General features: G+C 44.4%; 11 protein-coding genes. All 11 read left to right on the forward strand.

Going from position 1 to position 15,230, the window contains the following annotated elements:
* The first annotated feature begins 71 nt into the window (after positions 1–71).
* Positions 72–839, forward strand: a complete 768-nt coding sequence (locus tag UQ64_RS10740; protein WP_060623467.1) for a DUF1836 domain-containing protein — start codon at positions 72–74, stop codon at positions 837–839.
* 91 nt (positions 840–930) lie between these two features.
* Positions 931–2,133 (forward strand): MFS transporter, encoded by a 1,203-nt coding sequence (locus tag UQ64_RS10745; RefSeq protein WP_060623793.1) that lies wholly within the window; start codon positions 931–933, stop codon positions 2,131–2,133.
* A gap of 322 nt (positions 2,134–2,455) precedes the next feature.
* On the forward strand, positions 2,456–4,057 hold the full coding sequence (locus tag UQ64_RS10750) for a TerB N-terminal domain-containing protein (RefSeq protein WP_060623468.1): 1,602 nt from the start codon (positions 2,456–2,458) through the stop codon (positions 4,055–4,057).
* A gap of 16 nt (positions 4,058–4,073) precedes the next feature.
* A complete protein-coding gene (locus UQ64_RS10755; protein ID WP_060623794.1) occupies positions 4,074–5,393 on the forward strand; it encodes an ATP-binding protein in 1,320 nt (439 codons plus the stop codon).
* Positions 5,390–7,588, forward strand: a complete 2,199-nt coding sequence (locus tag UQ64_RS10760; RefSeq protein WP_060623469.1) for a DEAD/DEAH box helicase — start codon at positions 5,390–5,392, stop codon at positions 7,586–7,588. The genes UQ64_RS10755 and UQ64_RS10760 overlap by 4 nt, the downstream gene beginning before the upstream one ends.
* A gap of 174 nt (positions 7,589–7,762) precedes the next feature.
* Positions 7,763–9,430: a spore germination protein gene (locus tag UQ64_RS10765; RefSeq protein WP_060623470.1), complete on the forward strand. Its 1,668-nt coding sequence runs from the start codon at positions 7,763–7,765 to the stop codon at positions 9,428–9,430.
* A gap of 36 nt (positions 9,431–9,466) precedes the next feature.
* On the forward strand, positions 9,467–10,570 hold the full coding sequence (locus tag UQ64_RS10770; RefSeq protein ID WP_060623471.1) for a GerAB/ArcD/ProY family transporter: 1,104 nt from the start codon (positions 9,467–9,469) through the stop codon (positions 10,568–10,570).
* A complete protein-coding gene (locus tag UQ64_RS10775) occupies positions 10,563–11,753 on the forward strand; it encodes a Ger(x)C family spore germination protein (protein ID WP_060623472.1) in 1,191 nt (396 codons plus the stop codon). The genes UQ64_RS10770 and UQ64_RS10775 overlap by 8 nt, the downstream gene beginning before the upstream one ends.
* 190 nt (positions 11,754–11,943) lie before the next feature.
* The gene (locus tag UQ64_RS10780) at positions 11,944–13,314 is read left to right on the forward strand and encodes a sugar ABC transporter substrate-binding protein (protein WP_060623473.1); all 1,371 of its coding nucleotides are present in this window, start codon (positions 11,944–11,946) and stop codon (positions 13,312–13,314) included.
* Positions 13,315–13,389: 75 nt separating this feature from the next.
* Positions 13,390–14,280, forward strand: coding sequence for a carbohydrate ABC transporter permease (locus UQ64_RS10785; RefSeq protein WP_060623474.1), 891 nt, complete (start codon positions 13,390–13,392; stop codon positions 14,278–14,280).
* 17 nt (positions 14,281–14,297) lie between these two features.
* On the forward strand, positions 14,298–15,221 hold the full coding sequence (locus UQ64_RS10790; RefSeq protein WP_245237919.1) for a carbohydrate ABC transporter permease: 924 nt from the start codon (positions 14,298–14,300) through the stop codon (positions 15,219–15,221).
* Positions 15,222–15,230 lie beyond the last annotated feature (9 nt).

The raw sequence follows: 15,230 nt of genomic DNA on the forward strand, positions 1-15,230 counted from the left end.
CATATTATGAGTTCTTATGAACTATTCTACGAACTTTTCAAAGAAATATCAAATGGTGGAGGAAAACAGATATGGAATCATTTGCATTGACTCGTGCGGAGATGTCCAGTCTTCTGCTCTCATTGACCGGATTATCAGACCGGAAACCGCTGAATATCCTCCAAGAGGCATGGACTAAATTTCATCTTGATGAAGTACAAAAGGGGACTTCGTTAACGGCTTTTTTATCTACAGATATTCCACCCATTTTTCAAAAGATCATTAAGGGCCACGATGTAAAAGGCTTTTCACTCGGTGAAATTGCTTCATTAGGTCATCTTATAGAGTATTCCACGTTGACTGTGACTACTATGCAGAATTGGGTAAAACGTGACTTTAAGGAGTATCTCGGTTCTCCAAGAGAAGGAAAGAAGTATTCGGTTAATCAGGCGGCACTTCTGTTTATGATCGATGATCTCAAATCGGCCCTGAATTTCGAAAGTATTCGTCAGCTATTTCGACTGATGTTCTTAAAGCCAGATCGGGACGATGATGATCTCATAGAACCGGCAAAGCTGTATTACGCATATGCTGGACTTTTTGAGGAAATAAAGAGTAATCCAACAATTCAAACGCAATGTAAAGTAGACCAACTTTTGCATAAGGAGTTCTCTTGGAAAGAAGATTCCCTGCTTAGAAGTTCCACAGATCGTGTGATCAATCGGCTGACGCATCTTACAAGATCTCAGAGAGAATCTGTGCGCAACATACTGCTGATAGCTACGATAGCTGTTCAGACCTGTTATTTTCAATCGCTTGCCAGACAATATTTTAATGCGGCTTTATTTCTTGATTTTTGAACGCTTCGATTTTAAAATGTGTAAGTGAAACAATCAAAAGTAAGTTTCATTAGATAGATGTTGGAAATAAGGGGGCTTAGAAGTGAATCAAATGACACTGCTGCGGAATCCGAAGCAAAGGAAACTACTCTTCAGCGCAGGCTTAAGCTGGATGTTCGACGCGATGGATGTCGGGATGATTTCTTTTGTTGTTGCGGCTTTAGCCAAGGATTGGAATTTGGGACCGGAGCAGATCGGCATATTGACAAGTATTAACTCCGTGGGCATGGCTGTGGGTGCCGCGGCGGCAGGGATATTAGCAGATCGTTTTGGACGTAAACCGATACTTCTGTGGACACTCCTGATTTTCTCGGCCGCAAGTGGGTTGTCGGCTTTTGCAACAGGCTTTGGAATACTCTGTGTACTTAGATTTATCGCTGGATTTGGGCTAGGTGGGGAGCTGCCTGTCGCCTCAACATTAGTGTCTGAAAGTATGCCTGCCCGTGAGAGAGGCCGTGCGGTTGTGCTACTGGAGAGCTTTTGGGCGGTTGGATGGATCGCTTCTGCTTTAATTGCATTCTTCGTCATTCCCGATTATGGCTGGCGTGTAGCATTCGGTATTGGTGCTGTTCCCGCTCTATATGCTCTATATTTAAGACGCGCAATAGATGATTCACCGAAGTTTGCTGAGATTAAGAAGGCGCCTGTGTCCTTGAAAAAACGTATCGCAACTGTATGGTCACCGGAGTATCGCCGTTCTACTATTATGCTGTGGATTTTATGGTTTACCGTAGTGTTTTCGTATTATGGCATGTTTCTATGGCTACCTACAGTTATGGTTCTTAAAGGCTTCAGCTTAGTTAAAAGCTTCGAGTACGTGCTTATCATGACACTCGCTCAGCTGCCAGGTTACTTTACTGCCGCTTACTTGATTGAGAAGTTTGGACGTAAATTTGTCCTGGTCATCTACCTGCTGTTCACTGCTGTCAGTGCTGCATGGTTTGGGAATGCGACTACAGAGGGCATGCTGATGGCTGCTGGGATTTGCTTATCGTTCTTTAATCTCGGAGCATGGGGTGGCATGTACGCTTATACACCAGAATTGTACCCAACAGCTATTCGTTCAACAGGCGCTGGTTTAGCGACTTCATTTGGCCGGATTGGAGGAATCATTGCTCCTTTGCTAGTAGGTGTACTTGTAGGTAAATCTATAACGATTGGCTCGATCTTCATGTTGTTTTTTGTAACGATAATTATTGGTGCGTTAGCAGTGCTCTTCCTAGGAAAAGAGACAAAGGGAACGGAGCTCCTGTAAAGGATAATTCTTCATTACATACTTGATGTTAATCTATCAACAATGCTAAAATTTAATAAGAACAAAACGGTTCCTTCACAGTTGTGAACAGGGCCGTTTTTTTTAACCTATCAGAAACTATAGAGGTCCCCGCAAAGTACCTGAGTATGATCGAAGCAAAGCCACAGCTTGTGGGGATATTTTCAAAATATTAGAAAGTATAATTTTTCCCCTATACTTTAGGTCTAATATTTCTCGTTTAAACGCTTACCGTCCATATAAGGACGTCGAAGCCGTTTATGCTTGCATTAGTCCTTCTTTTATAAGAACGGAGCGATCGAACATGAGTAAGGATGGGAAGCAACCTCATTTCACGGAATTGGTTTGGGAAAGCACGGAGCATAATGTTCCTATTCCCCCACGAAATTCATCAGAACCAGCGCTGCCTAAGTTATCTTCAGTAAATATAAAGAAGCCTAAAGCATCGCCTGAACCTTCTTTACAGCTGCAGCTTTGGGATACGGAGACTGACACCCCTGAGCCTGTGACAACAACGGAAGGTCAGTTTGTAACTAGAGCGAAGGAACTGGAACATAAAACCGAGGAGTCGGCACTATTTGTTCCATTTAAGAGTTACTGGCCTACGTATGGTCATATGACAGGCACACAAAGTAGATGGTATTTTTATTGGCGAAATGAAGTTAGACAGGGTAGATATCCGAAAACGGATCTTTCATATATTTTTCTGCATGTATATGAGCTTATTAATGGTGTAGGCTGGGAAGATCCTTATGATGGCTATAGGCAGCTCAGTCAAATCTGGGAAGCTTATCGAGAAAATTATAAACGTCTGGATCAATATTTGGGTGGTTGGATCGCGGACTTCTCGTTTGTTCATCATTTGGATGTGCCTCTATCTTTAATCGTTGCTCGTTCACGCGGTCTTGCTGGAGATCTGGCAGAGCTAGAATTAGAGAGATGTCTTACTGTATCTCCTGAGCAGTTAACCTTTACAGTATTAACAGCAATGTCGGATTACGATATTAGTAAATCTAAGTTCTATATGGGGGAAGGTAAAGAAGCCCTCGAACGATTTATTCCACAGGTAGTGGCATTAATCAACGCTTATGTCAGCCGGAAACATGGCTCAAATTTGGTTGAAATGTTCCCACCAGGCCCCTCAGTAATGCGGGAGCGTTATTTATTCCGGAGTGCCGTATATGATATTTCGCTATATGGTTATTCTGTACTTATACCGGTTGTGCGTATCAGTAAATCTCCACCGCTTCGCAGTTTGATTACAAGGCTATTCCGATTGACAGAGAATAAATTACGGGAACTGATGGGATATCGAGGCAGGCTCAAAGGGGTTAACGTGGATGCGGATATGGATGATCTAATCACTCGTTTTCTGAAGCGGGAGTTTGAGAAAGAGAAACAAGAAGACCAGGGTCCGGCAGTGGTTATTGATCGTGAGAAGCTCGAAAGGCTGCAGAGTGATTCCGAGATTGTACGAACCATGCTTACGGTTGAGGAAATGAATGAGCTAGAAGAATTTGAGGATAGCGATATCGAAATCATTAGTGAGGGACCGGAGCCAGAAAAAAATGAAAAAATAGATGAAAAAGAAATAGAACAAAGCATTATACCGTTTGAATCTCTTGAGCCTAAATTAGCTATTGAAGAAGTTGTTCAATCAGCTAACGAAGGGACGGAGTGGGAGCAGTTCGCTAATGCTTTAAGTTCACTCCAACACGAAGCTCTGCTTGCGTTAATGAACGAAGACGGAACACAAACCATTCAGAAGCTAGCGGCTGCAAACGGCACGATGTCAGAGCTCTTGATTGACGGGATCAATGATATCGCAATGGACATTCTAGGTGACTTGATCATAGATGGTGAAGAAATTGCAGAGGAATATAAAATTCATCTGCTTAATATTTAATGGGGTGAAACTTAAGATGGATGTTTTGAAAATTCCTAAACGTATGACGACAGCGCTAGTCAATTCACTGACTGCTGGTGTGGTTCCGCGTATCGGACTAGAGCATATAGCCGTTGGCCGTCGGCCAGAGATTGAAGCGATCTTGAGAGATATGGACAACATCGCGGAGGGTGGAGCTGCCTTTAAACTAATTACAGGCAAGTTCGGTAGCGGCAAAAGCTTTCTTTTGCAGATGATCCGTAATTATGCAATGGATCGTGATTTTGTAGTGGCAGATGCTGATCTATCCCCTGAACGAAGATTAGTGGGAACGAAAGGACAAGGTCTTGCTACATATCGAGAGCTGATGAGTCATTTGTCTACCCGGACGCGTCCAGATGGAGGCGCACTAGAGATTATTTTGCAAAAATGGATCATTACGCTTCAGCAGTCTGTGATGCAGGAGAATGAATACGGACCTGATCACCCCCAGCTTGGTGATGAGGTTGAGAAACGAATTTATGCTGTAGCCTCCGAAATGCGAGGTTTGGTGCATGGATTTGATTTTGCCAAAGTGCTGGCTTCTTATTGGAATGCACATAAGCTCGCTGACGATGAATTGAAGCAGGATTCTCTTCGCTGGCTAAGAGGTGAATTCGCCACTCGAACAGAAGCACGAAAAGCACTTGGCGTTGGCGTGATTATTGATGATGACAATTGGTATGATTATATGAAGCTGTGGGCGGAATTCACTTCTGCTATTGGTTATAAGGGACTGCTGCTGTTCATAGACGAAGGCGTCAATCTCTACAAAATCACGAACAGCATCTCACGTCAGAGTAACTATGAGAAGCTGCTTACGATGTTCAACGACACGATGCAGGGTAAGGCCGAAAGCCTAGGGATTTTTATAGGGGGGACTCCGCAGTTTGTGGAGGATGGACGGCGTGGATTATTTAGTTATGAAGCGCTGCGTTCTAGATTAGTTGCAGGAAGATACGGCGCGGCAGGTCTGAATAATTTCACTGGACCTATTATTGCACTGGACATGCTATCACACGAAGAAATTTTAATACTTTTGCAAAAGCTTAGAGATATTCATGCGCTTCATTATGGGTACGAAGCACAGTTGACACAGGGACAATTGGTTCATTTCATGGAAGAAGCTGTGGGCAGACTAGGGGCAGACGAGCTCCTGACTCCGCGTGAAGTGGTGCGTGATTTCATGGATCTACTTCACACATTGCACCAGCATCCGGAGATTTCTTTCGAGAAGCTAGTGGGTGAACGAACCTCCAAACCTGCTGAGACAGAGCAAAACGAGTTGGATGGATTCCTCGCGGAGTTTGAATTATGAGTGATAATCCATTTTATAGGCTGGCTCCCTTCATTAAAGAGTTTATTTATAAGAACCGCTGGGAGACCTTGCGCGAGGCGCAGGTGGATGCTTGTCGTGTGCTGTTTGATACGCCGCATCACTTACTGATTGCTTCGGGTACGGCTTCAGGTAAGACAGAGGCGGCTTTTTTTCCAGCGTTAACTGAGCTCTATGAACGTCCTTCCGGTTCGGTTGGTATTCTGTATATCGCTCCTCTGAAAGCATTAATTAACGATCAATTTACACGGCTGAACGATTTACTCCGAGAAGGAAATATTCCAGTGTGGCACTGGCATGGGGATGTACCGCAAGCTGATAAGACGAAGCTGGTGCAGAATCCTTCAGGCGTGCTGCAAATTACCCCTGAATCTCTTGAAGGACTATTGATGAACCGCCCGAATGCCATTCCAGCGCTGTTCCATGATCTGCGTTTTATTGTCATTGACGAGGTGCATGCCTTTATGGGTGCTGATCGAGGGATTCAGGTTCTGAGTCAGTTGGCAAGGATCTCACGAATGGCGGGATGCCATCCGCGTAGAATCGGTCTATCGGCTACACTTAGCGACTATGCTTCGGTGACGGAGTGGCTGGCGGCAGGCACGGGGGAGAGCGTAGAGGTGTCCGCGCCACAAGGCGGACGTAAGCTCCGTTTAAGTGTGGAGCATTTCTCTTTCCCGGATGCACGGGATGAAGTGCAGGCAGAGCATTTAGAACGCGCGAAGCAGTCTTACTACGATTTCATTTACGATCACACGCATCTTAAGAAAGCGTTGATCTTCACGAACAGCCGCTCGGATGCGGAGACGGCGACTCTTGAGCTGCGGAGAACGGCCGCGAAGCGTGGGGAACGGGATGTTTTTCACGTTCACCATGGCAGCATCTCCGCGATGCTCCGTGAAGAGACGGAAGCCGCGCTGCGGCAAGGTTCCGGACCTGCAGTTGCGGCAGCGACATTGACGCTGGAGCTGGGCATTGATCTAGGAGAGCTGGAGCGAGTGCTCCAGGTCGGCGCTCCTTATAGCTGCGCAAGCTTTGTGCAGCGACTCGGTCGTTCGGGCAGGCGTGGTGACGCCGCATCCGAGATGATCTTTGTCACGCCCGAGGAAGAGGATGAGGAAGCGCAGCTTCCGGCACGGATGCCTTGGACGCTGCTTCGAGCGATAGCGGTTATAGAGCTATATGTGCGCGAGAAGTGGGTTGAACCACTGGTGGTGCGCCAATTACCTGTTGGGCTGCTATACCATCAGACGATGAGTATATTGAAGAGTATGGGTGAGGCGGAGCCGGAGGATTTAAAGGAGGCTGTTCTGAGCTTACCTTCATTTAGAAGCATTGATCCTGCAGACTACGACATTTTCATGACTTATATGCTGGGCATGGGACAAATCGAGAAGATGGATGAAGGCAGCTTTATTATTGGGATGGCGGGGGAGAAGATCGTGAACAACTTCCGCTTCTATGCAGTCTTCAAAGACGATGAAGAGCATGTTGTCTATAACGGGACTGAGGAGATCGGTTCGATCACAACGGTACCACCACCTGGTTACTGCTTTACACTGGCAGGGAAGCTCTGGAAGGTAGAAGAGGTCGATAATCGCCATAAAGCTGTTTATGTGAAAACTTCACGCGGTAAAGTGGATACGTTGTGGCTTGGAGCCGGTGGGGATGTGCATACACGAATTATGACCAAAATACGTGAAGTGTTAGGCGCAACGGCCTTGTATCCGTATTTAGCTCCGAGTGCCGCTGCGCGGCTTGAAAGGGCTCGTCGTTTAGCGAAGGAAAGTGGAATGCTTGAACGTTCCGTTATGCCAGCAGGTGGAGATTCGATGTTCATCCTACCGTGGGCAGGGAGTCGGCAATTCCGCACACTTGAGCGGCTGCTTAAGAATAACCTGAAGAGTTCACTGGGACTTCGATCTATTGTACCCATGGAGCCCTATTATATGGTCGTAGCCGGTAAGCCGGATGCGGAAACGCTGGAGGCAGAAATTATCGCTGAAAGCATGGCAGCGACAGATCCTTTGTCACTGCTATCTCCGGATGAAGCACCCTACCTTGGAAAGTATGACGAATTCATTCCTCATGAGCTACTTCGCAAAGCATTCTCCTTGGATGGTTTAGATGTTCCAGGGTTGCTTGAAGTGCTAAAACAATGGCGTCAACCACAGTAACTATAGTAAGGATTTTTAATCGAGACGCCTATTTATGTGGGCGTCTCTTTATGTTCAGACCACAGGATATTTCCCTTTGCGTGGATATAGACTTTCCTCCTATTCCATAAGTTGTATAAAAACAGGGCAGGCGGAGAATAGTATCTAGAAGATTCCTATTAAAGGATGATTGCGATGTGGTCTAAAATAGTCTCTTATATTCCAGATTGGACAGTTTTTATGCAGGCAGCCATCACGCTGCTCTTTCCCATAGGGTTATATTACCTTTACAAGCATTTGTATTTTTATGTTGGAAGCGGACGCTCCAAGGAGTCAGGAGCTAACTCTCAGGATGAACATAAGAAGGCAGACAACGACGGAGTAAATCAGCAGCAGGCTGCGTCTACAGTGTTTACCCAAGATTATGATGCTGACCTAGCAGTGATAAGAACGGCATTGGGGGGGAATAGTGATGTGCATTTCCGTGAATTCTCAGTCAAAGGTATTCAGGCACGTGCCGCATTGGTCTATGTGGAGGGCATGCAGGATGAAGAGCTAATCAATCAACAGGTGTTGCAAAATCTGATGTTTGCCGGTGAAATGCAAGCTTCGGAAGGAATATACACCTATATGAAACAGAATATGCTCCCACTGGCTCAGCTTAGTGATGCTAGAGATTTGGACCATCTGCAGGAGTCTGTCCTGTTTGGATACACTGCACTGATTGTCGAAGGCATGCGTGAGATGCTTCTGGTTGGCTTTCCACATGGAGCAGTGCGTGCAATTACTGAGCCAACCTCGGAGGCTTTACTGCGGGGACCCCGGATTGGCTTTACCGAAGTGCTCAGTGAGAATACCTCTATGCTACGGCGCCAAGGTCTTAATAAGAATCTGGAAATGAAAATGGTTGAAGTGGGTAGCGAAATCAAGAAGAGTCTAGTTATCGCTTATATGAAAAACATTGTAAATCCTGATCTGCTTAAGGAAGTGAATGAACGGATCTCCAAAATTGATATGGATTTCATTCTGGAATCCGGCTATGTGGAGCAGTTAATCGAGGATGATTATCTAAGTCCGTTTCAGCAAACACAGAATACGGAAAGACCCGATCGAGTGATTGCCTCTTTATTAGAGGGGAGAATTGCAATTTTGCTGGACGGCACACCGTTTGCACTCATTGTTCCAGTGACGTTCAGTATGCTTTTACAGTCTCCCGAGGATTACTATGAGCGCTGGTTTCCAGGTACACTTTTACGGGTGCTACGGTTCTGCGCAGCATTTCTGGCTCTGTTAGCCCCTGCGCTTTACATTTCCTTTATCTCCTTTCATCCGGGACTAATTCCTACTCAGCTGGCCATTTCCATAATTGAAGCACGCCAAGGTGTACCCTTTCCTGCTTTAATTGAAGTACTGATTCTGGAGATTTCCATTGAAATCTTGCGTGAAGCTGGAATTCGTCTGCCGAAGCCCATAGGTCCGGCAATGGGGATTGTCGGAGGTCTGATCATTGGAGATGCTGCGGTACAGGCTGGTATTGTAAGTCCCTTTCTGGTAATTGTCGTAGCCGTGACAGCGATCTCTTCGTTTTCTATACCGATGTACAGTGCTGGAATTACCCTCCGGATCTTACGATTCGCAGGCATGTTATTTGCAGCGGTCCTGGGCATGTACGGAACCATCCTGTTCTTCCTGCTGATTTGCAGTCATCTGACTCGCCTTTCAAGCTTCGGGGTTCCTTACATCACACCTATCTCGCCCTTTCGGGTAAGTGACTGGAAGGATTTGTTTATCCGTGCACCGTTATCCATTATGAAGCGAAGACCGGAGATGCTGAAGACCCAGAAGAAAAATCGCAAATCCTAGAGAACGTATTCTTGCAGGAGCAGGGGGGAGACCACAGTGTTCAAACGTACGGATGACAAGATCACAACCTCGCAGGCTGCCATAGTATTGACTAATTCGATGCTGGGTGCCGGAATTTTGACCTTGCCAAGAGATCTTGTCAAGGCTGTGCAGACTCCTGATGCCTGGGTTTCTGTGGTGCTGGGTGGTGTCGTCGTGTTTATGGTAATTATGATTATGGTGAAGCTAAGTCAGCAATTTCCTGGTAAGACTGTCTTTCAGTATTCCAAAAGAATCGTAGGGAATCTCCCAGGCGGTGTACTGAGTTCCCTTCTGATTCTATATTTCATAGTGGTTGCGGGCTTCGAAATCCGAGTACTGGCGGAAGTAACGTTGTTCTTTCTTCTGGAAGGGACTCCAATTTGGGCGATTGTGATGCCGTTCATCTGGGTAGGCACCTATTTGGTATATGGGGGGATTAATTCCATTGCCCGTGTGTTTCAAATTGTGTTTCCGATCAGTATCTTTATCCTGATTATTTGTTTTATCTTAAGCTCCAGAATATTTGATATCCATCATTTACGTCCTTTTATGAGTGAAGGCCTGATGCCGGTCATTCGGGGGATGAAGTCGGGCATCCTGATCTTTACTGGATGTGAGGTTGTTATGACCATGACGGCCTTTATGGAGCATCCGCAGGAAGCGGTTAAAGGGATGATGGTCGGATTCTGTATCCCGTTGGTACTGTATTTGGTAACTGTTGTGATGGTAATTGGAGGTCTGTCCATCAATTCTGTAATCACCAGTACCTGGCCTACGATAGATTTGGTACGGAGCTTGGAAATTTCAGGATTCTTTTTTGAACGATTTGAATTTCCGTTGTTAGTCATATGGCTGATGCAGATGTTCTGCAATTTTTGCAGTTTTTTCTTTAATGCGTCACTAGGAATTTCGCAAGTGTTCAATCTGAAGATTCATCCGGTGATGTTCGCTTTAATGCCTGTAATTTTCATCTGCACGATGATCCCTCAACGCATCAACGATGTCTTCAGACTTGGTGATTCGATTGGCTATATGGGTGTGCTGATTTTTATGTTGTTGCCACTGTTATTGTCGATTGTATTACTGATCAGGAAGAAAGGACTTAAGCAGAATGTTTAGACAGAGGGTAATACACTTACTAATAATATTCATGATTCTGCTTACGCAGCCTGGTTGTTGGAGCAGTAAAGAGATTGAAGACCTGAGTGTTATTACGGGATTGGCGCTTGAGAAGGGGGAACCTAAAACGCTCGAGCGGGAATTTGAGGAACGTGGAGGGAGCTACCCAAAGCATAATAAACTTACAGCAACTGTACAAATTGTGCCTGAAAGAACAATCGGAAGCTCCGGTAAAGAAGGCGAAAAAACCAAAACCCATTTTTACAATATTTCAGAAACAGGGGATTCTCTGTTTGAAATATTCCGTCAGTTCTCCATTCGCAAGAACCGTCAGATTATAGGCCATCACCTTAAGGTTATCGTCATATCAGAGGATCTAGTGCAAAAGGAGAAGATCAGACAGTTAATGGATTTTGTACTCCGAGATAACGATATCCGTCCCAGCTGCCTCATATTTCTTAGCCAAGGGCGTGCGTCCGATACGCTTATGACGGCTGAGGAGGAGATTCCTTCCTTCCGGCTGGTGGAGATGGTCCGTAACAATTTCAGAACCAGTAAAGTTATGAAGGGCATAACGTTATCGAATCTAGATGCGCTGATGTACTCCGAGCAAAGCTTTGTGTTGCAGAACGTTATAGAGGCACAAGGTGAGGTCAAATTTTCCGGAGCCGGTATTATCAAGGGAGAGACAGGACATTGGATCGGTAATCTCGACCAAAATGATGTGGAGAGTATTGCTTGGATCAAGGGGGATATAAGAGGCGGGAGCCTCAAAGCATATAGTCAGTCAAACGACTCGGTTACTTATGAGATGAAATCCGTTAAGAGCAAGATTACGCTGAAAGAGACCGACGATAAGAAGATATCATTTCATGTTGCAATTGAGTCCACTGGACGCCTAATTGAGAATTGGGATGTTGATGCGCATTCCTCGGAAGTTGATTATTTCGAAGAACTAGAGAAGATATTCGAAGAAAAATTAACCCAACAAATCAATGCTCTTATCAACAAAATGCAATCCACTTACAAAGTGGATGTAGCGGGATTCGGAGATTGGCTCAGCGTTGAAAGGCCTCATGTCTGGAAACAGATTAAGGATCATTGGGACGAGGAATTTACTCGGATTCCAGTGACCTTTGATTTAAAGCTTAAGATTACCGATTTTGGTACAACATCTGATTGAACGAATTTCCAGACAGAATATCGAAAATATTTTCAATCGAAGCGCCCGAATTAACGGGTGTTTCGTTATGTTCGGACATATTTTGTATTTTTCTAGAAAAAACAAACCATTTATCTTAATTTTGACACCTTGTTGAAAGCGCTTAACAGTACAATAATTAGCCTATAACGAAAATAGGGGGCGTCAAACAATGGTCAGCAAAAAAATGAAGGCAACTTCAACAATTGCTTTATCAGCAGCTTTGGTTTTAAGTATGGCAGCATGTGGAAATTCAAACAATGAGAGTAAAGGCGCTACAGAGTCGAAAGGGAATACAGCTACGAATGCTCCAGATGCCGGAACTCCAAAAACCGAAAACGGTAAGAAGGTCACGATTACTTTTCAAAATATTTACCCGGATCCAGCAACACCTGCTTATAAGATGCTTCATGAATTAGTTGACCAATATGAAAAAGAAAACCCTAACATTCACATCGAACTGGATACTCTGAATACAGACCAACAAAAAGTCAAACTGAAAACACAAGCCGCTTCCAAAGAAGTTCCTGATATTACGATTGTTAACCCCGCTGCACAAATGAAACCTTTCGTTGATGCTAAGCTGTTTGCTCCCCTGAATGATATGCTGGATCAGAATGGACTGAAGGACACCTATCAATCCGGTCTGCTTGATTACTACAGCTTCGATGGCAATGTTTATGCGCTGCCAGATGGTAATAACATCGAGGTAGTCTACTATAATAAAGAACTTTTCGAGCAAGCGGGCATCAAAGACACTCCTAAAACATTCGATGAATTACTCCAAGATGTAAAAACCTTGAAAGCAAAGGGTATTACGCCCATCGCGATCGGTGAAAAAGATTCCTGGACGGGTTCATTCTTGTTCATGAATATCCTGCTTCGCACTAATGGAGGACCTGGTTTCCTTCAAGATGTGCTGGATGGCAAAAAAACATTTGAAGATCCTGCTTTCGTAGAAGCTGTGGATCGTTTCCAAGATCTCGTGCAAGCAGGTGCATTCCCAGATGGAGCTACTTCCATTGATGCTAACGCAGGTGGTAATATCTTCAAATCCGGTAAAGCTGCTATGTGGGTTATCGGTTCGTGGGAAACAGGTGCAATTGACGCTTCCTCAGTGGCTGGTAAAACAGGAGCTTTCCAATTTCCAAGTGTGAATGGTAAAGGAGATCCAAATGAATTCATGCTCGCACCAGGTAGCGCCTTTGCCATTTCTGCGAACAGTGAGCATTTACAAGAAACAAAAGACTTCTTAAACTTCTTCACACTCAACTATCCTAAAAAGCAATTTGAACTCAAAAATGCAGTAGGAATTGGCCAAAAAGTGGATGGAGACCTGAAAGCCGCAGGTTACTCTGATCTGGCGATCAACGTTTCAGGATTATTCAATCAGGTTAAAGGTGGCGACTTGGCCTTTGACAATACTATGAACCCGGCTACGGCACAAGTCCATCTCAGCAGTATCCAAAATCTTTTTGTTCAAAAGGTGGATTCCGCTCAAGTGGCTAAAGAACATCAAACCGCATTTGAAGCAAATAAATAAGCAAAGTTCCAAACGCGATGCGAGGGTGCTTAAACGCTTCTTCGCATCGTGTTTACATTCTAGGGGGCGGAAATAATGAAGGTACTAAAGGTTCCAGCGCGCACAATCGCCGTCTTCGTGTTACCTTGCCTGCTTTTGTATGTGTGCTTGGTGTTTGCTCCTATTCTAGTATCCTTTTATACAGGATTGCTACAATGGGACGGAATTACGACTGCGAAGTTTGCTGGATTTGCTAATTTCAAAGATATGTTTTTACATGATCCAGTGTTTTGGCCGTCTGTAAAGAGAACGTTACTCTATGCTGTGGCTTCCATGGTGGAAATTCCATTTTGTTTGTTGATGGCTATCCTTCTAAACCGGTACGTGAGAAAAGGAAACACTTTAGTTTCTATTTACTTTACGCCGGTTATTTTGTCGGTGGTTATCATTGGGCAACTCTGGAAAACAATTTATGACCCTGTCTCCATGGGAGGGATGTTGAATGGCGTCCTAATCTTTCTTGGACTGGATAGCTGGACTCATAATTGGATCACAGAACCTAAAATTGCGATGTTCGCGCTTTATGCAGTATCTCTTTGGCAATATTTCGGCTACCATTTGCTGATTCAATATACCGGTGTTCAGAATATTCCGGATGAGCTGTATGAAGCGGCAAAGATTGATGGGGCTGACGGATTCAAAGCCGATCGATATATTACTTTTCCGCTGATTATTCCAATCTTCAAAATATCTATCGTACTCGCCTTTATAGGGTCATTGCAGGCCTTTGATCTCGTCATGGTCATGACAGCCGGTGGACCCGCTCATGCTACAGATGTTATTTCCACACATATGTACAACAGTTCATTCTTATCTTTTAAATATGGATATGGTAGTGCTATCGCTTCGTTCTTGGTTATTCTGTGCCTTGTGTTTACTGCTGGCATTAATACTATCTTTAATAAGCTTGAGAAAAAATTCAGTTAGCAAAGGAGTGCGCGATCATGCGGAATGTCAAGCATAAACGCCCAAAGCGTCCTTACAAGGACGGTAAGCGTTTAAGCGAGAAATATAAGAATAATGTATTCCGTGAAACTTATACGTTCTTATATTTTAAAAAAGGATTCGTGTATCTTCTCTTTGCGATTCCTGTCGTTACCCAGCTATATCCTCTTCTATGGCTAATGCTCTATTCCTTGAAGACCAATGAAGAGATTTTGGGAGGTAGTTTTTTCTCATTTCCTAAAGTATTTCAGTGGCATAACTATAGTGAGGCTTATAAGTCCGGTAGTTATCTAAAGTATTTATCCAACAGTGTAATGGTTACTGGTATAACGATGGTCTTCGTCATCCTGCTTAGCTCGATGGTAGCTTATGCGATCTCTCGGTTCCGTTGGCGTTACGGCAACTTGGTCATGACGATATTCTTAATGGGGATGATGATTCCCATGCAGGCCACTTTACTACCACTGATGATCATTTTCAAAAATATGCATATTCTGAATACACATATGTCGCTCATATTGCCTTATGTTGCTTTTTCTACTCCTATTGCGGTGTTCATATTAAGTGGGTTTATGAAGAGCATTCCGCATGAAATCGAAGAATCAGCCTTTATCGATGGGGCGAGCGTATATCGAATCTTCCGAGCAATTATTCTTCCTGTCTCCGTACCACCGGTAATGACAGTGTGTATTCTGACGTTCATCAACATTTGGAATGAGTATATCTTAGCAGCCACCTTCATTTCCTCCGAGAAATTGAAGACTTTACCCTTTGGCGTGTACACATTCGTTAGTCAATATTCTGTAAACTATGGGAATATCGGCGCTTTTCTAGTTATGGGTGCGTTACCCGTCATTTTAATCTATTTCTTCTTATCCAATCAGATTACAAAAGGAATGGTAGCGGGAGCAGTAAAAGGATAAATCTATATT

It is taken from the genome of Paenibacillus etheri (assembly GCF_001012825.1).
Classification (GTDB): domain Bacteria; phylum Bacillota; class Bacilli; order Paenibacillales; family Paenibacillaceae; genus Paenibacillus_AQ; species Paenibacillus_AQ etheri.

What these genes read in the sequence shown, in the direction of transcription:
- UQ64_RS10740 (WP_060623467.1), top strand. Translation starts at nt 72, where the DNA reads ATGGAATCATTTGCATTGACTCGTGCGGAGATGTCCAGTCTTCTGCTC.
- UQ64_RS10745 (WP_060623793.1), top strand. Translation starts at nt 931, where the DNA reads ATGACACTGCTGCGGAATCCGAAGCAAAGGAAACTACTCTTCAGCGCA.
- UQ64_RS10750 (WP_060623468.1), top strand. Translation starts at nt 2,456, where the DNA reads ATGAGTAAGGATGGGAAGCAACCTCATTTCACGGAATTGGTTTGGGAA.
- UQ64_RS10755 (WP_060623794.1), top strand. Translation starts at nt 4,074, where the DNA reads ATGGATGTTTTGAAAATTCCTAAACGTATGACGACAGCGCTAGTCAAT.
- UQ64_RS10760 (WP_060623469.1), top strand. Translation starts at nt 5,390, where the DNA reads ATGAGTGATAATCCATTTTATAGGCTGGCTCCCTTCATTAAAGAGTTT.
- UQ64_RS10765 (WP_060623470.1), top strand. Translation starts at nt 7,763, where the DNA reads ATGTGGTCTAAAATAGTCTCTTATATTCCAGATTGGACAGTTTTTATG.
- UQ64_RS10775 (WP_060623472.1), top strand. Translation starts at nt 10,563, where the DNA reads ATGTTTAGACAGAGGGTAATACACTTACTAATAATATTCATGATTCTG.
- UQ64_RS10780 (WP_060623473.1), top strand. Translation starts at nt 11,944, where the DNA reads ATGGTCAGCAAAAAAATGAAGGCAACTTCAACAATTGCTTTATCAGCA.
- UQ64_RS10785 (WP_060623474.1), top strand. Translation starts at nt 13,390, where the DNA reads ATGAAGGTACTAAAGGTTCCAGCGCGCACAATCGCCGTCTTCGTGTTA.
- UQ64_RS10790 (WP_245237919.1), top strand. Translation starts at nt 14,298, where the DNA reads ATGCGGAATGTCAAGCATAAACGCCCAAAGCGTCCTTACAAGGACGGT.